Genomic DNA, 20,920 nt, shown 5'->3' with positions numbered 1-20,920 from the left:
TATACCTTTGCCGGAATCTCAAGGATCGCAAGGGCCGCCTGCCGCCATACCGCTGGTCACATCGCTTTCTGAAAATAGACCAGCGCCTCCTCATGCTTGCCCATCTTCTCGGCAAGTTGCCCCAGGGTTGCATAAGCTTCACGGCTGGCTTCCAGACTGAGGCTGGCATCAAGATAACTCTGCGCCTTTCCCCACAACTGTTGATGCATACAGAGCTTGCCCAAGGCAAGCAACAGGCCGGGGTCGTCGGTGTGCTGTTTCAGCCAGCTTTCGGCCTGCTCGATCTGGGCGGTGTTGTTCTCGTTATGGCATTCGCCGTAGAGCGCGACCAGTTCGCTATCCCAGTTCGCATTGAGGCTTTCGGCCAGCAATTGCTGCGCACTCTTGCAATCGCCCAGCTTGCTGAATGACTCCGCTGCGGCTGCCGCGATCTTGCTACGGCGTTTGAATTCCCCGGGGATGGATTTCCACATGGAACGCAGCGCATTGATGTCGGTCGCCTGGCTCCGAAGTTTCTCCAGCCAGGCCTGCTGGCGCAATTGCGAGGCAACGGCCTTGTCGATGGCATTGCGCTTTTCCAGTTGCGCCATCACTTCCAGCACGGCATCCCAGTTGCGGGCTTGCTGCTGCGCTTTCAATTCCAGACTGAGTGCACCGATATGTTTATGCATGCCGGAGTCGCTCAATTCTTTCAGGGAATTGAGCGCCGATTGAGGCTGTTTCTGGTCGAGCAGGAATTCGGTCTTCGCCATCAGCCGCATTGTGGTCTCACCCACCGTTTTGCCCTCGGCATCTGCCAGATAGGCATCACGCCGGTCGAATTGGCGCAATTCATGGGCCGCCCTGGCTGCGACAATGGAATTGAGTCCCGATTTTTCGCCTAGCTCCATCGCGCGTACTGCGGCCTTCTCCGCTGCTGCGAAACGCCCCTCGAAATATGCCCTGAGCGCCTCGATCATCGCGGTACGCCCTTTATTGGCGGCACGTTCCGCGCGGAAATTGCGCACGTATGCAGGCAGATTCAGGGTCACGAAAGTCAGGCGGAGCAGTATATATCCCAATCCAAAAGCTGCCAGCAGGATCAGGGCGAAAAAGGTCAGAGACACTTCCAGCCTGTAAGGGGGATAGACGAACTGCACATAGCCGGGATTACGGGCAACCAGCATCACCGCAACCGCTGCCGCGAACAGGCCAAGAAACCAGAACAGCCATCTCATCGCGCACTCCGCTCATGCGAGATCCGGTAATTCCTCACTGCTTCCAGGCTGCCGCCAAGATCAGGCAGATCGACTGCGATGTTGCTTGCAGCAAGTTGCTGCAGGGTAGCAAGCGCCTGCACGCTCGCGCCGGATTTGGTCTCGAAATATCGTTTGATCCATTCCTGTGAGGTCTTGAGGTCGCGGCGGAAACTCGCCTCATCCCGGGTGAGCAACGCCATGTGTGCAGAGAGCAGGCGCAATTTCAGGTTCTCGCGCAGGAAGAAAGATTGTGTCGGGGACAACAAGGGCAATTCCTGACGCTCCGTATTTTCGATCCGCAGCAATTGCCTCGCCTCTTGCCTGACTTCGTTCCAGAATCGCCTCCATGCCCCCGCTCCCTGATCGGCAACCGGTGCCGGCTGTTGTGCAGTGATGTGAGCATCCTGCTCCAGCACCAAACCATCCACCGCTCCGATCACGGCATCCAGACGCAGGTTGATGGCAGCGACATCGACGTTGGGCAACGCACGCAGCTTCTCGATATCCTGGCCGATATGTTTTTTCAGGCCCGCCAATGCAGGTCGTTGCAAACGACTTTCGGCCTGTTGCAGGGCGATCAGGGCCGCTTTCACGTTGGCAGAAAGTTGCAATTGCTGTTCCGCGATGAGCAACAGCTGTTCCACGTCTGCCAGTGCCGTCTGGTCGCGGCTGCTCGACATCTCCTGGTACAAGGCTTCCAGCGCAGCGCGCTGATTCTGTGTTTCGGCATATTTGCTTTCCAGCAGACCAAGCTTGCCGCCCAGTTCGCGCACCATTTCCTGGGTTTGTGCCCCCAGCATCTGGTTGGCCTTGTTCGAGGCTTCCACCTCGGATAACCGGCGCGCCACCTCCTGCTGCGTCTGGTTTAGCTGGGAATGGGCATCCAGCCATTGCCAGACGAAGACTGCCGCCAGCACCAGCAAAGTGAGCTGTGTCAGTGTCACGCGCGCGAGCATGGCGCCAAGGCGGTTGCCGTGCGGCACTGACGTCTTGCCGGACTCGATATTGGATTTCCCGGAATCAGAGGCGGGCGATATTTGTGTTGGATCGTTCATGGCATCGATTTCCTGTTGGCTTGCGCCCATGCTATCAAACCGGATATCAGGCCGTCATCTCCCGGGCTTGTTGCAACGACATGCCGCCATCCCTGTTGCCTTGCCGCCTCTGCTATACGCTCATGGGGCACGACCAACGACACTTCGGCAAGGCCTGCCCTGTCTTGCTCTTTGAGCATCTCCCACAAGTGTCTGAGCGCCTCGCTGCTGGTCACGATGATCGCATCCGGCAAGGCAGCCCGCAACGCGCCGGCATCGAACCCTGGCTTGCTGCGCAAGTAACAGGTGACATATTCCACATCCGCCCCCCGCGCCTTGAGCGTATCTCCCAATAACTCCCGTCCGCCGTCGCCGCGGAAGATCATCACTCGCTTTCCGGCGATATCGTGCAGCTCCGGCTGCGCCAACAGGCCTTCGCTGTCAAATCGTTCGGACGGGACGATGACGCGCGGGACACCCTGTTCTTGCAATGCCTCCGCAGTGGACTGCCCGACGGCAGCGATCTTCAGGGAGGCCGGCAACCTGCCCGACGCCTTGATTGCCGCCATGCCAAAACGCACGGCATTCGGACTGATGAAGATCGCCATATCCACTTGATCCAGACGCGCTACCTGCTCGCACAATCCCTGATCGTCGGGCACCGATTCGATCTCCAGCAAAGGGAACAGTATTGGCTTGCCTCCCAGCTGTTCGATGCGCCGCACCAGCCCGGCCGCCTGTTCACGCGGTCGCGTGACTACGATAGTCCGGCCTCCCAGCTGGCTCTCAGCCATTCAGCGCCGCGAGTATCTCGCCCGCGCCCTGCCTGAGCAGATCCTGCGCGACCAGGTCGCCCAACGCTTCCGGTTGTGCGATGTCGCCAACATGTTCGGCACGTAGCAAGCGCGTTCCGTCGGGCGTTGCGACGAAACCGCGCATGCGCAGTTTGCCGTTCTGCACTTCCGCGAAACCGCCCAGAGGGACCTGGCAGCTGCCAGCCAGCGCCCGGCTCATCGCACGCTCCGCCAGCACACAGGCGGCTGTATCTGCATGGTGCAACGGAGCAAGTACCGCTTTCAGGTCGGGCCGGTCGGCGCGCGTCTCGATGCCCAGAGCACCCTGTCCTACCGCAGGCAAGCTTTCGTCCGAGGAAATGACGGCGCGGATGCGCTCGCCCAACCCAAGGCGCTTCAAGCCTGCCGCCGCCAGGATGATGGCTGCATACTGCCCTTCGTCCAGCTTGCGCAGCCGCGTCTGCACATTGCCGCGCAGCGGCTCGATCTTCAGGTGCGGGAAACGCGCGCGCAACTGGCTTTCACGGCGCAGACTGGAGGTTCCGACCACGCTGCCTGCGGGCAAAGCGGCCAGATTATCGAATCTGTTGGAAACGAAGGCATCGCGCGGATCCTCGCGCTCGCCGATGCAGGCCAGGGCAAAGCCTTCCGGCAGATTCATCGGGACGTCTTTCAGTGAATGCACGGCGATATCGGCGCTCCCATTTTCCAGCGCGGTTTCCAGCTCTTTCACGAACAGGCCTTTGCCACCGATCTTGGACAGGGTCACATCCAGAATCTGGTCACCCTGGGTGGTCATGCCCAATATGCTGACGGAAGTTTGCGGGTATAATGCGCGCAGCCTGTCTCTGATATGTTCTGCTTGCCACATGGCCAATGCGCTTTCGCGCGAAGCGATCACCAGACGGGCTGGGGGAATAAGTGAAGCCTGACTCATCGGGGTTTCCTAAATATTTGTGGCTAATTATTTGCGGTTGATACGCGGCGCATTCTAACAGGTGCGCCGCGCTTTTGCGCCGACGACACATACAGAAAAATGAACCTGATCTCTGCACCAGCCGACATTTCCAGTAAAGACATTCCGCTGCGCGACGATGTGCGCCTGTTGGGCCGCATCCTTGGCGATACCTTGCGCGAACAGGAAGGCGAGGAAACCTACAAGTTGATCGAGAGCGTGCGCAGGGCTGCCGTTCGTTTTCGCAAGACCCAGGATGAGCAGGATGGCGAATTGCTCGAGCAGATGTTGGATCAATTGTCCCCTACCGAGACGCTGGTCGTCGTCCGCGCATTCAGCTATTTCTCGCAACTGACCAATATCGCCGAAGACCTGCATCACAACCGCCGCCACCGCGCCCATCTCAAGGCGGGAAGCCCGCCCAAGGACGGCACGCTGCAACTTGCACTGGATCGACTCGAAGAGAAAAAGATCGACAAGGATACTTTGCAATCCTTCCTGAACAGCGCACTGGTCTCGCCGGTTCTGACCGCACATCCGACTGAAGTGCAGCGCAAGAGCATACTTGATTGTCACCTCATCATATCCAGCCTGCTTGCCAATCGCGATCGCGTCGATATGACACCAGACGACCTTGCCGAGAACGAGGAGGCGTTGCACCGTTTTGTGTTGATCCTGTGGCAGACGCGCATGATGCGCACTGCCAAGCTGAACGTGCGCGACGAGATACGCAATGGCCTGGAGTACTACCACTACACCTTCCTAGCCGAGATCCCCAAACTGTACGCCAACCTGGAGAAGCAGCTGGAATCGCGCTTTGACAAGGATATCAAGGTGCCGCCGCTGCTTCGCGTCGGCAGCTGGATAGGCGGCGATCGTGACGGCAATCCTTTTGTCACCCACGATGTGATGACCGATGCCGTGCGCGAACACTCCATACTCGCGCTTGAGTACTATCTGAACGAGACCCATCTGCTCGGCACACGTTTGAGCCTGACCGACCGGCTGGTCGAGGTCACACCCGAATTGCGCAAACTGTCCGATGCTTCGCCGGACAATGTATTTGTCCGGCTCGATGAGCCCTATCGCCGCGCATTGATTCTGATCTATTCGCGCCTGACTGCCACCGCCAAGCATCTTGGCCACGACACTTCCCATCTGCGCCCGGTCGATGCGCATGCGCAACCTTATGCGACCGCGCAGGATTTCATTGCCGACCTGGATGTGATGATCGACTCGCTGTTCAAGCACGGCGCGGTCTATCTCGCTCGGGGAAGACTTGCCAACCTGCGCCGTGCCGTGGAAGTCTTCGGCTTCTACCTTGCGCCGCTGGATATGCGCCAGCACAGTGCGATCCTGGAACAAACCGTCAGCGAGCTGTTCTCGCATAGCTCCGGCAAAGCCAATTACAGCGACCTGGATGAAGCGGGCAAGCGCTCGGTGCTACTGGAGGCATTGCAGTCCGGCAAGATCCTTCTGGCCGATATCAAACGCTATTCCGATGTCCCGCAAAGCGAATTGCGCATCATGCAGGCTGCAGCCGAGATCCATCGCCGTTTCGGCCATGGCGCCCTGCCCAACCACATCATCTCCAAGACCGATGCCGTGAGCGACATGCTTGAAGTCGCACTGATGCTGCAACAGTTTGGCTTGTTGCAGGATGGCGATACGCTTCACGTCAATATCATCCCGTTGTTCGAAACCATTGAAGACCTGCGTGGTGGTGCCTCCATCATGGATGAATTGTTTTCCATTCCCTGGTATCGCAAGTTGCTGTCCAGCCGCGGCAACACCCAGGAAGTGATGCTGGGCTATTCCGACAGCAACAAGGACGGCGGCTATTTGACTGCCAACTGGGAGCTGTACAAGGCCGAGGTCGAACTGGTCAAAGTATTCGCGAAGCACGGCATCGAACTGCGCTTGTTCCATGGGCGCGGCGGCACCGTGGGCCGTGGCGGCGGCCCCAGCTATGACGCCATTCTGGCGCAGCCTCCCGGAAGCGTGAACGGGCAGATCCGCATCACCGAACAGGGCGAAGTCATCTCCAGCAAATACTCCAACCCGGAGATCGGACGCCGCAATCTGGAAACGCTGATCGCCGCCACGATAGAAGCCACGCTGCTCGATCATCCCCATAATGCCGACGGCGATCCGGAATACATGCGCATCATGGAAGCGCTGAGTCTCGATGCGTTCGCGGCTTATCGCAAACTCGTGTACGAAACACCGGGTTTCACCGATTATTTTTTCACGGCCACGCCCATCCGCGAGATCGCCGAACTCAACATCGGCAGCCGTCCATCATCACGCAAGGCTTCCGACCGCATCGAAGATCTGCGTGCCATCCCCTGGGTGTTCAGCTGGGGCCTGAATCGCGTGATGCTGCCGGGCTGGTTCGGTTTCGGCAGCGCCGTGAAGCAATTCATCCAGCGCGAAGGCGATGCCGGACTCAAGCAATTGCAAGCCATGTACAAGAATTGGGCGTTCTTCCGCGGCATGATGTCCAATATGGACATGGTGCTTTCCAAGAGCGACATGGGTATCGCCTGGCGCTATGCCGAACTGGTTCAGGACATTGAATTGCGCGACCGTATTTTCGGTGCGATCAATAACGAATGGGAAGCCACCATCGAGATGCTTTTTGCAGTGACCGGCGCCACGACGCTGCTGCAGGACAATCCTGCCTTTGCTCGCAGCCTGCTGACCCGTACTCCCTACATCGATCCGCTCAATCACTTGCAGGTCGCGCTGTTGCATCGCCATCGCGCCGGGGATAACGACGAGAAGGTAAAGCGTGCGATTCACCTCACCATCAATGGTATCGCCACCGGGTTGCGTAACAGCGGTTGATCTTATCCTGCTGATTCCTGCCGCTCTTTCAGTTCGGGGCAAATAATAAAGGGGAGATTCACATCTCCCCTTCTTGTTTCAGCTCGTCTGCTTTGCAGGACGGTTTTGATTGAGTCAAACCGTCCTGCGCAAACATCAGCAGCTGATTACCAGGCTGCTTCCAGCATCAGCGTGTACTGATTGGTCAGTGCATTCACACCGGTGTGCGCACTGCCGCTGTACTTCGCGTAGTCTGCATGCAGGCCTACGTTCTGGAACAGCTCATACACGGCAGACACGTTGATGGCATTGTCGCCTTCTGTACCGCGAGCACCGCCGTTATCCGCCTTGCGATATGCCAGGCCAACCGACAAAGCATGCGGGATCACGCCCACTTCTGCGCCCAGCGTCGTTGCTTTGCGGGTGAACAGGCCTGTGTTATGCACGCAGTTTGCTGCCAGGATAGCTGCACCGCATACTGGCGCATTGGCATTCTGGAACCAGAAGCCGGTTTCCAGACCTGCGATCTCGCCTTGTGCCTGCACGTCAACGAATGTCTGGTTGGCCTCGACTTGCGCGCCAGCCAGATTGCCGTAGGAAGTGCCGCTCTCCTTGCCTGCACCAGCCACGAAGTCGAACCCGGCGAAGCTCGGTGTTGCCGCAACACGGATGTAACGCTGACCATAGTTGGTGGAACCTACTGCACCACCGTTCGCACCGGGTGCGAACGAAGACGACCACAAGCTGTAGTTCACGAAGAACAACTCATGCTGCACCACGAATGCGTGGCCTGAAGCGGCACCGGCACCGTATCCGGAAGCAGCCGCACCAACTCCGGCACCACCCAGAATGGCCGATCCGCCGCCCTGATCTGCGTTGTATTGCACAGCGGAGGTTTCACGACGATGTTCCGACCAGCGGTTCGCGCGGGCCAATCCGCCACTGGACAATTCGAAGCTGTAAGTCACGCCCAATGTGTCGGTGGTGAACGGGATCGCGGAGATCTTCACAGGACCCGCATCGTAGACGATAGGCACGCGCAGACCTGCAACCAGGTTGCCGGCACCGCCCACGTTGGCCACATTGTTTTCCATCAGGAAACCGATCCTGAGATTTTCTGCCTCGGCGATGCGACCGCCGAAGAACAGGCTGAATTCATCGCCCATCTGCCACATACCGTTCGAGTTTGTGGTCGGTGCAGTCACGCCTGCGCCCGCAACTCCGGTTGTGTTGTCCTTCTGGTAACGATATTTCAACAGCACAGCGCCGTTCAATGTGTCGGGTAGCGACAGATTCTCGCCCTCGACCTTGCCCTGCGCACCCATCATGGTGTAGCCGGACGCCTTGAACGAGCGACCGAAGCCATTCAGAACGGGAAAGTGTTGTGCATGGCAAGCGTTACATGCCATGCCTGTTTGCCTGGCGAATGCCGGTAATGCGGATGCTTCTGGTGCAAATGCAACTGCTGCTAGTACGCCTGTCATCGACAGTACGATTTTCTTCATAGCGTTTCTCCCCAGTAGATTTGATTTTGAACTACCGACTAATCCCTTTGAGTTATACGGACATAATCCTTAGGTGTATCAGTCAGGGGCGGCATCCTAACAATGGCGCCTTTCCAATGTCAAGAAAGAGTAAAGAAAGCGTCAATTAAGGGTTAATACTCCTGTTTGCCTTTTGCGGAATCGCATTTATGCTGCTCAGAATGATGATTCTATTTGCTTTTATTTCTGTATGAATCACTGCTGATGATGTTGCCGACATAAGCATGCTGTATCTTTTGTGCAACATTTTTGTTTTGCGAAAAAAATGGGAGGCCCAGGCCTCCCAAATTTGCAGCTTTTTGATTTCTTTATCCTGCTTTCAGCTCAGCCCATTTTCCGTGCATCCCGTTTCCTGGAAAATGGCCCGCCGTCAACCAGTCTCAGCCTGAACGCTGTGATTAGAACAGCGCTTCCAGCAACAGTGTGTTGGCAGTCTTGCCCACAGCCTGGTTGCCTGCGGCATCGGTGTTCCATGCACTGCCCGACTGTTGCGTGCGGGTTAAGCTGAGTGCCACGTTCTGCGCCAGCTCGTAAGTCACACCCAACATCAAAGCATTGTCGGTGTTGTTGACTGCCGCACCGTTCTTTGCCAAACGCATCGCCACCTGAATGGTCGACACATGCGGGATGATGCCGAACTCAGCCGCCACGTTGAACGAAGTTGCTGCAGTGGTGCCTGCACCACCGTTGGGAGCCATCGGATTGAAGATGTTGGTTTCTGTCGCGGTACCTGCAGCTGCCGTACCATAGGAAGCATAGAAGCCGACCGGCATCTCGGCCAGATCACCCTGCATCTGTGCGTCAATGATGGTTGCCTTCGGTGCGTTGGCCGTACCGGCAACTGCAGCCACGTTGTTACCGCCGGTCACATAGCTCTTGCCGCCGAAGTTCTGGATACCGAAGCCTGCATCCCAGCCGGCCAAGTCGATGGTCGCTGCTGCGCGGATATAGGTCAGGTTCAGGTTGTTGGCACCGCCAACCAGGCTGTTACCTGCCATTTCGTAGGCACCGACGTTGATGAAGCCCATGGTGCTGTTCGCCACCACGTTGACACCAGTCGCAGCCGTGTTGGTACCGAAGTACTGGGAAGCCGAAGTCGCCTTGACGTGCTGGCTGGACGGACCGTTGTTGCCCATCAGCTTGTGGGTATTGGCTGCGCCGGTATTCAGCAATTCGAAGCTGTATGCAGCGCCTTGACCATTGCTCGAGTAGATCACGGTACCCACGCGGGCATCGCCCACCGGGAACAACATGGCCAGCTTGGCGGCGCCGACGATACCGCCAGTGTTGGCCGCACCGCCACCGCCCAGACCTGCTTCACCCAGGAAGCCGGCGAAGTCGGAGATGCGTCCACCGAGGAACAGCGACAGTTCGCCGCCTGTTCCCGGAACGCCCCACTTGGGTACTGCCACAGCATTGCCCACACCGGCAGTTTGGCCAGCGGACTGGGATTGGACAAACGTGGTCGTGAAGCCACCGAAGTTAACCACATCGGGAATGGAAAGGTTCTCGCCCTCGATCTTGCCCTGTGCGCCCATCATCGAGTACGCCGCGGACTTGAACGAACGGCCGAAACCGTTCAACAAGGGAAAATGCTGGTAGTGACATGCGGAACATGCCATACCGGTTTGACGCGCAAATGCCGGAACGGCAGATGCTTCTGGTGCAAATGCGGCTGCTGCCAAAACGCCTGCCAGGGACAGAACGATTTTCTTCATTACGTTTCTCCTCTTATGAAATAATGAACTGCTTACCTCTACCTGACTCCCTTGCGCTATGGGGTATAACCCTAAAGTGCATCCGGTAGGAGGGGCATCCTAGCAATCGCTTTGTCAAACAAAAGTCAAGACAACGTCAAGAACACGTTAATTTGGTGTTTTCGAGACACTGAAAATCAAGAATTAGTTATTCATACGTCATTAATACGTTAATAGCATCGATGCGCAGGGCTCGAATAGCCCGATAGGCAGGCAGCGCATGGGTTTTGATGCTGCAGGATCTTCGCCTTGATGGCAGATGCAAAGGCGCTCGACGCAAGCGCCAAGCTTGGTGAATTCAAAAATAAAGGCCAAAAAATAGGGGAGACCGAAGTCTCCCCAATTATGTTGCCACTACTCGCCGTCGTGTGCTGGGCCTTGGCGCTGGCCCCCTCTGGTGTGACCCTCCGCAGCTCCCCGCCTTGCAGAGAATCACGAACCTAGCAACGACCCAACCACATGGCTTGGTAGTTTTTGTGGTTTGTTTTCTGTGATTCCTGAACCTTGGTAACGGATCTTGCCTCACCCGCTGCACACTTGCGTGCGCAGCGGAACGAGTGATCTATTACCAGAGCACTGCCAGGTTGATCGCGAGCTGCTTGTCGCCACCATCAACAATGCCGTTCCATGCGGAACCGGATTGCTTGGTGTAGACGATCTGCGACAACAGGTTTTGCTGGATCTTGTAGCTGGCCGACAGCAGGATGGAATTGTCGCCATCGACACCATTGCCCGCACCAGTAGTACCCCTGCGGTAAGCGACGCCAACGGTTGCCACTTCCGGCATGAAGCCCAGTTCTGCAGCAACTACGATTGCCTTACGTGCAGTTGCGCCTGCAGCAACATTTGCGTTGTACAGGTTAGTCATACCAGTGCTGGCCACAGGTGCCGTCGCATAGCTGGCATACACGCCCAATGGCATCTCGCCTACCGTGCCTTGCATCTGGCCGTCGATCGCCGTTGCCTTGGTTTCTTGCGCTAACAATGCGGTAACGTCGCTGGAAACACCGCTCCAGCTCTGTACGCCCACAGCGGAATCCCAGCCAGCCACGTCGAACGTACCAGCTACGCGGATGTAGGTAGAACCCAGCTTTCCACCGTTCGCAAAGCCCAGATTGTTGGTACCAACGCCATGGAACTTGGTGATGTTGATGAAGCCCAGGTCGCTATTGGCAACCAGGGCCGCACCGGTTGCAGCTGTAGCAGTACCAAGGTATTGCTGAGCAGAAACCGTTGTCCCGATAGAACCGTTGACGTCGCCGCCGGCGAACAGCATGGTATGCACGGCGTTGGCACCGGTGTTCAGGTATTCGAAGCCGTAGGATGCGCCCTGACCGTCTGTTGTGAACGGAACGATACCAATGTGCATGTCACCCACCGGCACCATGAACGGAAACTTGGCAGAAGCCAGACCGGCGCCGATACCGCCAGATTGTGTCAAGCCGACTTCAGCCAGCGCACCGGAGAAATCGCTGGTACGGCCGCCGAGGAACAGGGAGAACTCGCCATTGGTACCCGGCACATAGATCGTGCCGTCTTGGGGCGTATTCAATGTGGAGTTTGCTGTTTGAGCAGTTACGCCCGCAGCATTTGCTCCGTTGTTATTGGTCTTCACATAACCCATGGTGGTCAACACGGCTGCGTTCAGCGTGTCAGGGATCGACAGGTTGTCGCCCTCGATCTTGCCTTGTGCGCCTACCATGGTGAAGCCGGCTGCCTTGAATGCGCGGCCGAAGCTGTTCAGCATCGGGAAATGTTGGAAGTGACATGCGGAACATGCCATGCCGGTTTGACGTGCGAACAATGGAAGTGCGGATGCTTCAGGTGCGAATGCGGTTGCTGCCAACACGCCTGCCAGAGACAGTACGATTTTCTTCATTGCGTTTCTCCTCCAGAGATTTAAATTCAGGGAACAGACCCCCCCCGAGCCAGATACTTCACCATGTGCGATCAAAACCAATTACTTGCACAGGATGGCCAAATACTAGCAACGGCCCCGTAAAGACACCGTTAACGCAGCGTAAAAGATGGGTGAATTTGTGTTTATTGCAACAGATCAGTGATTTGGCGGTTTACGCGATTATAAACTCGCTTTTCGATCAGGCCGAGAAACCGATCTCCGCCGCAGTGCCCTGCCCTTCCTTGCTGTCGAGGGAGATGCGCCAGCCGTAGCGGTCGCAGATGCGCTTGACCAGCGACAGTCCGACGCCGGCCCCCGCGCTCGATGTACCTTTGTAATAGCGTTCCAGCGCGCGCTCCAGTTCTTCCGGCCGCATCCCGGCGCCGGTGTCCTGCACGACCAGCCGCTTGTCTTCAAGCTTCAGCGAAACGACGCCCGCTTCGGTGTGGAACAAGGCATTGCGGATCAGGTTGCCGATCACGATCTCAAGCAGGGGCCGCTCGACGACCAGGCTCGGCTGAGCGGTCAATATCACATCCATGCGGATCGGCCTGTCACCGATCAGGTGGCGGTGCTTTTCGACGCAGGCCAGCGTCACTTCGGCCACGTTGCACGGCTGTTCATCCGCGGTATTGCGGTGTTCGCGCGCCATCAGCAGCAAGGCCGAGGTCAGCTCGATCATGTCTTGCGCGGCGCGGCGGATGCGCGCGACACGCTCTGCCTGTTTTGCAGTCAGCGTTCCATCCTGCTCCAGCACCTCGACCGTGCCGAGCATGATGGCGAGCGGCGTGCGCAATTCATGACTCACATCCGCAGTGAAGAAATTCTCGCGTTCGACGAATTCGCGCAGGCGGCGCAAGTAGCGATCGAAGGCGCGGGCCAGGTCTCCCACTTCGTCGTTGCTGGTGAGCTTGATCAGGGAGAGCTCGGTGTCCCCCGGCTCGGCTCGGCTGACCTGCCTGGCCAGACGGGTGACCGATGAAGTGACGCGGCTGGCCAGCCAGAAGCCGCCCGCCGCCGAACTGACGCTCATGAATATGCTGAAGAACACCACGAACACGAAGAATCTCGATTCGCGCAGATGTTCGCTATCCGTATCGAACAGCATGACGTAACGTTTGCCCCGCCGGTCGACGACCAGCGCCCGGTAGTCGGTGAGCCCGACCGTCGTGTTGAAACTGCCCGGGGACAGATCTTTCACCTCGGGGGGAATGTTTTCGGATTCGCCATCGGAAAGATCGTATCCTTTGATGGCGATGGTGTTCGGCGGTATGAACTTGCCGTCGATGATGTGATCGTCCAGCTCCAGGCGCAGGGTGTCGTCCATGAGCCGGTGCCCGATCTCCTGCACCGAGAAGAAGACCGCCATGGAAAGCAGGATGCTGAGCCCCGCCCCGAAAATCGCATAGAAATATGCGACACGGAAACGCAGGCTACTGGTCCGGAACATCCGGGCTGACCAGCTGGTATCCGAATCCGCGCATGGTGCGCAACAGCTTGCGCTCGAACGGCTTGTCGATGAGTTCCCGCAGCAGATGCACATGCGCCCGCAGCGAATCGCTGTCCGGGCGTCCTTCGCCCCACACGACATGCTCGATGTCTTCGCGGTTGACCACTTGGGGAGAACGCGCCATCAGTATCTCCAGTATCTTGTACGGGATCGGCGGCAGGTCGATGGACTTGTTGCCGCGCTTCACCGAACAGGTGAACGGGTCCATGCTGAGGTCGTCCACGGTCATCTTCTTCTGCTTCTGCGTGTGGTCTCCGCCGCGCCGGAACAGCACGCGCAAGCGCAACTCGACTTCGCGCAACTCGGCGGGTTTGACCAGGTAGTCGTCCGCACCCGCTTCCAGGCCGGCGATCTTGTCTTCCAGCGAATCGCGCGCGGTGATCATCAGGATCGGCGTGTCCTTGCCCCCCTCTTCCCGCAATTTGCGGCACAGCGTGATGCCGTCCATGCCCGGCAGCATCAGGTCGAGCACGATCGCATCATATTGATTGACCAGCGCCAAATGCATGCCGGATATGCCATCCCCTGCCGCATCCACGACATGTCCTTTGGCTTCCAGGAAATCGAACATGTTGGAAGCAAGGTCTCGATTGTCTTCAATGATCAGTACACGCATAGTTTATTTCCCATATTCCTTAACGACACTCATTTGTCTACGACTGATCGGCAACCGCTCATCCAGCCCTTCCAGGATCATCAACCAGCCACTTTCGCCTTCCTCACCACCCTTTTCAAAACCTGCAATAGCCTTCTTTGCCACCAGGCAGTTGCGATGGATGCGCACGAAGCGTGCGCTGTACTCCTTTTCCAGCGCGGTGAGCGATTCTTCGATGAGATACTCCCGCTCCAAAGTCCGTACTGTAACGTATTTCAATTCGGCACGCAGGTAGAGTACCTGGTCGATGGGGATGAGCAGCACCTTGCCGCGCTCGTGCGCAGAAAGGTTGCTGCGCGGTTCGGGCGTGAGTTCGCGCAGCACTTCGGTGCGTATCGGCACCATGTCGCGCGCCCTGGAAAGGGCGTCGAACAGGCGTCCCAGGCGGATCGGCTTGAGCAAGTAATCGATGGCGCGTTGTTCGAATGCCTGGATGGCATAGCTGTCATATGCGGTGGTGAAGATGATCACCGGGGGGTGATCGAGCTTGTTCAGATGGCGCGCCAGTTCGATGCCGTCCATTTGCGGCATGCGTATATCCATCAGCACGACTTCGGCAGGCGTCTCGGCAAGCTTGTCCAGCGCATCCCGTCCGTTGGCTGCTTCGCCCACCAGCTGCAAGGGGAACTGTGCATCGCAATCGGCCAGCAGCTCCTTGAGGCGGTTGCGCGCGGGCGCTTCGTCATCGACGATGAAGACAGTGAGCGGCAGGGTGACTGTGTCGTTCATGCTGGCTACCCTTTCACATAGGGAATGAGGATGTGTACGTTGTAACGGTCCGCATCGCGTTCCACCTGGTAATGCGCTTCCACATCGAACAGCAGGGCTAAGCGTTCGCGGATGTTGGAGAGTGCCATCTTGTTGCCATTCGCGTGCGGCACGGCCTGGGCCGGCGCCGGGTTGCTCACTTCCAGATTCAATTCGTTGTCATCCAGGTACAGCCGGACGTCGATGGTGCCGCCTTCCGGCAGCGGCTCGATCCCGTGATAGACGGCATTCTCCAGCAGCGGTTGCAGGACCAGCGGCGGGATGAGCGCATCGGACGGCATGTTGCGGATATTCCAGCTCACCTTGAGCCGTTCGCCCAGACGCAATTCTTCGATGGCCAGATATTGCCTGGCCAGTTCGACCTCTTTACCCAACGCAACCAGTTCGTGCTGCTCGGTCATCGCCACGCGGAACAGGTCAGCCATGTCCTCCAGTGCGTTCTCTGCGCGCTTGGGGTCGGCCCGCACGATGCTCAATACGGCGTTGATGGTGTTGAACAGGAAGTGGGGGCGGATGCGCGCTTGCAGCGCTTGCAGGCGCGCTTCCTGTTTTGCGGGCGACAGTGCCAGCGCGCGCAGGCGGAAGTATGACAGCAGCAGCAGCGACAATGCGATGCCGACGAATGCATGGCGCATGTAGCGAAACGCTCCATAGCCTCCGGACGCGGCGAACAGTTCGCCGCCGGACAAGTCGATCAACAAGGTAAGTACGGCCACTACGGCCACCACAGCCGCCACACCCTGCCGGTATGGCAGTTTTGCCAATACCGGATTGAGCGCATACAACATCAGCAAGCTGCTTAGCAGGACCGGCTGCAGCAATGCCGAGCCTTGCAGCAGGCCGCCCTGCAAGTCATCGAACGAAACGGCCTGCGAGGCGGCACCGAGCAGTGCGATGGCGTTGGCCAGCAGGATGATGCGCATCGCGGTACCCAGATTGCGGAAGTCGGGCAACAGCTTGGACGCAATGTTTTGATTTATACTGCGTGTCTCCGGCATTTTGACCTTTCAAGTGCCGCACATTCTGGACAAGACATGGCAACGATGCAAGACAAACAGGCATGGTCGGGACGTTTCAATGAACCCGTGGCGGAGTTGGTGAAGCGCTATACCGCTTCGGTGGATTTCGACCAGCGCCTGGCACTGTTCGATATCCGCGGGTCATTGGCGCATGCGCAGATGCTCGCTGCCTGCAGCATCATCAGCGTGCAGGACCTGAACGACATCCAGCGCGGCCTGGCGCAGATCGAGAAAGAGATCGCCGACGGCGACTTCGTCTGGCAACTCGACCTGGAAGATGTGCACCTGAACATCGAGAAACGGCTTACCGCGCTGGTGGGCGATGCCGGCAAGCGCCTGCATACGGGACGCTCGCGCAACGACCAGGTGGCGACCGACATCCGCCTGTATCTGCGCAGCGCCATCGACGACATCATTGCACTGCTGAAGAACCTGCAAAAAGCCCTGCTCGATCTGGCACAACATCACACGCACACCATCATGCCGGGCTTCACCCATCTGCAGGTGGCGCAACCGGTCAGCTTCGCCCATCACCTGATGGCCTATTTCGAGATGTGCCAGCGCGACGTGGAGCGATTCGGCGATGCGCGCCGCCGCGTCAATCGCTTGCCGCTCGGGTCCGCCGCGCTGGCTGGAACCAGTTATCCGATCAAGCGCGAGATGGTGGCCGAACTGCTGGGCTTCGAGTCGGTGTGCCAGAACTCGCTGGATGCGGTGTCCGACCGCGATTTCGCCATCGAATTCACCGCCGCCGCCGCCCTGACCATGACGCACCTGTCTCGTTTGTCGGAAGAGCTGATCCTGTGGATGAGCCCGCGTTTCGGCTTCATCGATATCGCCGACCGCTTCTGTACCGGGTCTTCGATCATGCCGCAGAAGAAGAATCCCGATGTGCCCGAACTGGTGCGCGGCAAGACCGGACGCGTGAACGGCCATCTGGTCGCGCTGCTCACCCTGATGAAAGGCCAGCCGCTGGCCTACAACAAGGACAATCAGGAAGACAAGGAGCCGCTGTTCGATACAGTGGATACGCTCACCCAGACTTTGCGCATCTATGCCGACATGATGAGCGGCATCACGGTCAAGCAGGAGGCCATGCGCAGTGCTGCTTTGCAGGGCTACGCCACGGCAACCGACCTGGCCGATTATCTGGTGAAGAAGGGTTTGCCGTTCCGCGATGCGCACGAGGCGGTAGCTTTGGCCGTGCGCCATGCCGAGCAGAAAGGCCGCGACCTGGCCGAACTCAAGCTGGACGAGCTGCAACAGTTCTCGAACCTGATCGCGGACGACATCTATGGCGTGCTGACACTGGAAGGATCGCTCGCGGCGCGCAACCACACGGGCGGTACCGCCCCGCAGCAGGTGGAAGCGGCCATAGCGCGTGCGCGCAAACTGCTCTGATAGAACTGCCGGCAGGGATCACAAGCCGTCCGGCCAGAAAACCAGACTACAGGCAAAAAAAACGGGCCACCTTGCGATAGCCCTGAATAGGAGGAGAGTATGAAAGATTGAGTCGGTTTCAACTCAAAACTCTAACAACTCGAAGCAGATTGTAAGTGCCGCCCTCAGGCTTGCATATATGCCAAACGGTCTAGATAGCGGCCTATACCTTTCGCATTTCCTTCTTTCATTCCTGCATCAAACCATTTGAATCTTAACAGGATTGTTCCAACATCCCGCCGCTGACCCGTTCTATACCGGCTATATCCTTGACCGAGAAGACGTTGGCAAAGCCATTCTGGCCTAACAAAAGCCGCACCGTCTCTGCCTGTTCATAGCCATGCTCGAGCAACAGCCAGGAGCCGAGTTCGAGAAATCGATGCGCCTGGCCGACGATGCGGCGAATGTCGTCCATGCCGTCAGCGCCAGACGCCAATGCGGATGGCGGCTCGAAACGCAGATCGCCCTGCGTCAGGTGCGCATCGCCCGTCTCGATATAGGGCGGATTGGAGACGATCAAACCATAGCGCTTGTCGTCGAGTGCGGCGTACCAATCGCTCCGGATGAAGGTCGCATTGCGAATCCCCAGCCGCACAGCATTTTCACGCGCAACCTCCAGTGCAGCCCCTGAGGCATCTACCGCAACCACTTCGGCCTCCGGCCTGGCATGGGCGATGGACAGTGCGATCGCGCCGCTACCCGTTCCCATATCCAGCACGCGGAAATGCCCATGCGCCGGTATGCGTTGCAAGGCCAACTCCACCAGCAACTCAGTCTCGGGGCGCGGTATGAGGGTGGCTGGCGTGACTTTGAAATTCAGTCCGAAGAATTCGCGCTCGCCCAGGATATGCGCGACAGGTTCGCCCTGCAGACGCCGCTGCAACAGATTTGCATAAGACGCCTGCTGCGTTGCATCCAGCACTTGCTCGGGGTGTGCCAGCAAATAGGAGCGTGGTACTTTCAGTGCGTTCTGCAACAGGCACTGCACTTCGATGCGCGCTGTCGCTGTGCCGAGCGTGAGTGCGGCATCCAGGCGCGCAGCGTCTGCCCGCAATATGTTCCCGATGTCGCGCAAGACATCAGCCCTCTTCTGACAATGCCGCCAGTTGTTCGGCTTGATGCTCCGCCATCAGGGCATTGGTGAGTTCGCTGATGTCGCCGTCCATGATCTGGTCCATCTTGTACAGCGTGAGGTTGATGCGGTGGTCGGTGACGCGGCCTTGCGGGAAATTGTAAGTGCGGATGCGTTCGGAGCGGTCGCCGCTGCCCACCAGCGATTTGCGCTCGGCGGCGATCTTGCTGTGCGCTTCCTGCTCCTGTTTGTCCTTGATGCGCGCCGCCAGCACGCGCATTGCCTGAGCCTTGTTCTGGTGCTGCGAGCGCCCGTCCTGGCATTCGACCACGGTACCGGTAGGCAGGTGGGTGATGCGCACGGCCGAGTCGGTCTTGTTAATGTGCTGTCCGCCGGCACCGGACGCACGGAAGGTGTCGATGCGCAGTTCCGCGGGGTTGAGTTCCACTTCGCCCACTTCGTCCGCTTCCGGCAGGATGGCAACGGTGCAGGCGGAGGTGTGGATACGGCCCTGCGTTTCGGTGGCGGGCACGCGCTGCACGCGATGCGCACCGGATTCGAACTTCAGCACGGAATAGGCACCCTGGCCGATGATGCGGGCGATGACTTCCTTGTATCCGCCCATCTCGCCGGGGCTTTCGGAGATGATCTCGACCTGCCAGCGGCGCCGTTCCGCGAAACGCACATACATGCGGAAGATATCGCCGGCAAAGATCGCCGCCTCGTCGCCGCCCGTGCCGGCACGGACTTCAAGGAACACATTGCGCTCGTCGTTGGGGTCTTTCGGCAGTAACTGCTTTTGCAGGTCGACTTCGAGCTGCTCCAGGCGCTCGCGTCCGGCCTTGATCTCGGCTTCGGCAAATTCGCGCATGTCGGGATCGCCCGCCATTTCCTGCGCGGTGGCGATATCAGCCTCGCAGGCCTGCCAGGCATGATAGAGATCGACCACCGGCTCGATCTCGGCGCGCTCCCGGTTGAGCCGGCGGAACGCATCCATATCCCGCGTCGCCTCCTCGCTACTCAACAAACGGGTGACCTCGTCCAACCGCTCGCTGAGTTGGGCGAGTTTGGATGAGATGTTCGATTTCATTCGGGGGAGTGCAGGCGGTAGATACGGTGGACTGCTTCCAGGATCGCTTCGCGTTCGTTCGCCTGTGCCTGGTTCAGGGCATGGGTGGGGGCATGCAGGAATTTGTTGGTCAATGAGGCGCTCAGCGACTCCAGCACCTTCTCCGGGCTTTCCCCCTTGGCCAGCAGACGCAGGGCTTTTTCCATCTCGCTGCGGCGTTGGCGTTCGGCATGATCGCGCAGTGCGCGGATGGTCGGGACCATCTCGCGCGATTGCATCCAGTGGATGAAATCGTTGACGCCGGAATCGATGATGACTTCAGCTTCCTTCACCGCACCCTGGCGCGCATCCAGGCCATCGCGCACCACGTCGGACAGGTCATCCACGGTGTAAAGGAACACGTCGCTCAATTCCGCGACTTCCTTTTCCACATCCCGCGGCACCGCCAGATCGACGATAAACAGCGGCCGGTGCTTGCGTGTCTTGAGTGCTCGCTCGACCAGCCCCTTGCCCAGGATCGGCAAGGGGCTGGCGGTACAGGTGACGATGATGTCGTGATGCGCCAGTTGCTCCGGCAATTCGTTCAGCGTGATGGCATGTCCATTGATACGGCGCGCCAGCACTTGCGCACGATCCAGCGTGCGGTTGGCGACCGTGATCTGCAGCGGATTGCGGGCGGCAAAATGTACCGCGTTCAATTCGATCATCTCGCCCGCACCGACGAACAGGATGCGCTGTTCGGCGATGCTGGGATAGATACGCTCGGCAAGCTTCACCGCAGCGGCAGCCATGGAAACCAGATTGGCGCCGATCTCGGTCTGCGTGCGCACGTCTTTGGCGACGGAGAAAGTGCGCTGGAATAGCTTGTGCAGCAGAAAACCCAGCGTGCCCGCCTGTTCGGCCTGGCGCACAGCCTGCTTCATCTGGCCAAGTATCTGCGGTTCGCCCAGCACCATGGAATCCAGTCCGCTGGCCACGCGGAAAGCGTGCTTGACCGCTTCCTGTTGCGGCAGGCGATAGATATACGGTTCGATCTCCGCTTCCGGCAGATGATGGTAATCAGCCAGCCAGCCGACCGCCTGGGTCGGCGCGCTGGTGCTGCAATAGATCTCGGTGCGGTTGCAGGTGGAAAGGATGGTCGCTTCCTTGGCGGCGCCATTGTCGACCAGGTCGCGCAACGCGCTATCCAGCGTCTCGGCATTGAACGCGATCTGCTCGCGCACAGCGAGTGGCGCGGTCTGATGGTTGATGCCGAAAGTGAATAACTGCATGGTAATGAACGACTATCCGGTTTCGCAAGGATGCGGATTATAGAGGCTGGGCGTGCCGAACACCA

The 20,920-nt window shown here is 58.5% G+C and carries 16 protein-coding genes; 2 read left to right on the top strand and 14 right to left on the bottom strand.

Annotated elements, in window-relative coordinates:
• Positions 1-56 precede the first annotated feature (56 nt).
• From SLIT_RS01325 to hemC, 4 genes are read right to left on the bottom strand one after another with little or no spacing between them, the layout of a single operon-like run.
• Positions 57-1,217, bottom strand: a complete 1,161-nt coding sequence (locus SLIT_RS01325) for a heme biosynthesis protein HemY (protein WP_013028411.1) — start codon at positions 1,215-1,217, stop codon at positions 57-59.
• Positions 1,214-2,293, bottom strand: coding sequence for a uroporphyrinogen-III C-methyltransferase (locus SLIT_RS01320; protein ID WP_013028410.1), 1,080 nt, complete (start codon positions 2,291-2,293; stop codon positions 1,214-1,216). Before SLIT_RS01320 ends, SLIT_RS01325 begins: the two co-directional genes overlap by 4 nt.
• Positions 2,290-3,066 (bottom strand): uroporphyrinogen-III synthase, encoded by a 777-nt coding sequence (locus tag SLIT_RS01315; protein ID WP_013028409.1) that lies wholly within the window; start codon positions 3,064-3,066, stop codon positions 2,290-2,292. Before SLIT_RS01315 ends, SLIT_RS01320 begins: the two co-directional genes overlap by 4 nt.
• Positions 3,059-4,003 (bottom strand): hydroxymethylbilane synthase, encoded by a 945-nt coding sequence (hemC, locus tag SLIT_RS01310; protein WP_013028408.1) that lies wholly within the window; start codon positions 4,001-4,003, stop codon positions 3,059-3,061. Before hemC ends, SLIT_RS01315 begins: the two co-directional genes overlap by 8 nt.
• A 99-nt stretch (positions 4,004-4,102) precedes the next feature.
• On the opposite strand from hemC, the gene ppc reads away from it, so the two are divergent.
• A complete protein-coding gene (gene ppc, locus SLIT_RS01305; protein ID WP_013028407.1) occupies positions 4,103-6,871 on the top strand; it encodes a phosphoenolpyruvate carboxylase in 2,769 nt (922 codons plus the stop codon).
• Positions 6,872-7,017: 146 nt separating this feature from the next.
• On the opposite strand, the gene SLIT_RS01300 is transcribed toward ppc, so the two are convergent.
• The 7 genes from SLIT_RS01300 to SLIT_RS01270 all read right to left on the bottom strand — a co-directional run bounded on the left by SLIT_RS01300 (position 7,018) and on the right by SLIT_RS01270 (position 15,982).
• Positions 7,018-8,355: a hypothetical protein gene (locus SLIT_RS01300; protein ID WP_013028406.1), complete on the bottom strand. Its 1,338-nt coding sequence runs from the start codon at positions 8,353-8,355 to the stop codon at positions 7,018-7,020.
• A 437-nt stretch (positions 8,356-8,792) separates the two neighbouring features.
• Positions 8,793-10,112, bottom strand: coding sequence for a hypothetical protein (locus SLIT_RS01295; RefSeq protein WP_013028405.1), 1,320 nt, complete (start codon positions 10,110-10,112; stop codon positions 8,793-8,795).
• Positions 10,113-10,716: 604 nt separating this feature from the next.
• On the bottom strand, positions 10,717-12,030 hold the full coding sequence (locus SLIT_RS01290) for a hypothetical protein (RefSeq protein ID WP_013028404.1): 1,314 nt from the start codon (positions 12,028-12,030) through the stop codon (positions 10,717-10,719).
• Between the two features lie 220 nt (positions 12,031-12,250).
• Entirely contained in the window at positions 12,251-13,501 is a 1,251-nt protein-coding gene (locus SLIT_RS01285; RefSeq protein WP_013028403.1) for a sensor histidine kinase, read from the bottom strand.
• Complete coding sequence (locus SLIT_RS01280; protein ID WP_013028402.1) at positions 13,485-14,177, bottom strand: response regulator transcription factor; 693 nt, start codon at positions 14,175-14,177, stop codon at positions 13,485-13,487. Before SLIT_RS01280 ends, SLIT_RS01285 begins: the two co-directional genes overlap by 17 nt.
• Positions 14,178-14,180: 3 nt before the next feature.
• Complete coding sequence (locus SLIT_RS01275) at positions 14,181-14,945, bottom strand: LytR/AlgR family response regulator transcription factor (protein ID WP_013028401.1); 765 nt, start codon at positions 14,943-14,945, stop codon at positions 14,181-14,183.
• Positions 14,946-14,950: 5 nt separating this feature from the next.
• On the bottom strand, positions 14,951-15,982 hold the full coding sequence (locus SLIT_RS01270; protein ID WP_013028400.1) for a sensor histidine kinase: 1,032 nt from the start codon (positions 15,980-15,982) through the stop codon (positions 14,951-14,953).
• A 36-nt stretch (positions 15,983-16,018) separates the two neighbouring features.
• Here SLIT_RS01270 and argH point away from each other — a divergent pair, with 36 nt between their 5' ends.
• The gene (argH, locus tag SLIT_RS01265) at positions 16,019-17,404 is read left to right on the top strand and encodes an argininosuccinate lyase (RefSeq protein ID WP_013028399.1); all 1,386 of its coding nucleotides are present in this window, start codon (positions 16,019-16,021) and stop codon (positions 17,402-17,404) included.
• A gap of 253 nt (positions 17,405-17,657) precedes the next feature.
• Here argH and prmC read toward each other — a convergent pair whose 3' ends face one another.
• From prmC to hemA, 3 genes are read right to left on the bottom strand one after another with little or no spacing between them, the layout of a single operon-like run.
• A complete protein-coding gene (gene prmC, locus SLIT_RS01260) occupies positions 17,658-18,518 on the bottom strand; it encodes a peptide chain release factor N(5)-glutamine methyltransferase (protein WP_013028398.1) in 861 nt (286 codons plus the stop codon).
• Between the two features lie 4 nt (positions 18,519-18,522).
• A complete protein-coding gene (gene prfA, locus SLIT_RS01255) occupies positions 18,523-19,605 on the bottom strand; it encodes a peptide chain release factor 1 (RefSeq protein WP_013028397.1) in 1,083 nt (360 codons plus the stop codon).
• Positions 19,602-20,855, bottom strand: a complete 1,254-nt coding sequence (gene hemA / locus SLIT_RS01250) for a glutamyl-tRNA reductase (RefSeq protein ID WP_013028396.1) — start codon at positions 20,853-20,855, stop codon at positions 19,602-19,604. The genes prfA and hemA overlap by 4 nt, the downstream gene beginning before the upstream one ends.
• Positions 20,856-20,920: the final 65 nt, after the last annotated feature.

This window comes from Sideroxydans lithotrophicus ES-1 (assembly GCF_000025705.1).
GTDB lineage: Bacteria > Pseudomonadota > Gammaproteobacteria > Burkholderiales > Gallionellaceae > Sideroxyarcus > Sideroxyarcus lithotrophicus.
The sequence above is the reverse complement of the archived record's forward strand: the minus strand, read 5'-3'. Positions and strand labels throughout refer to the sequence as shown.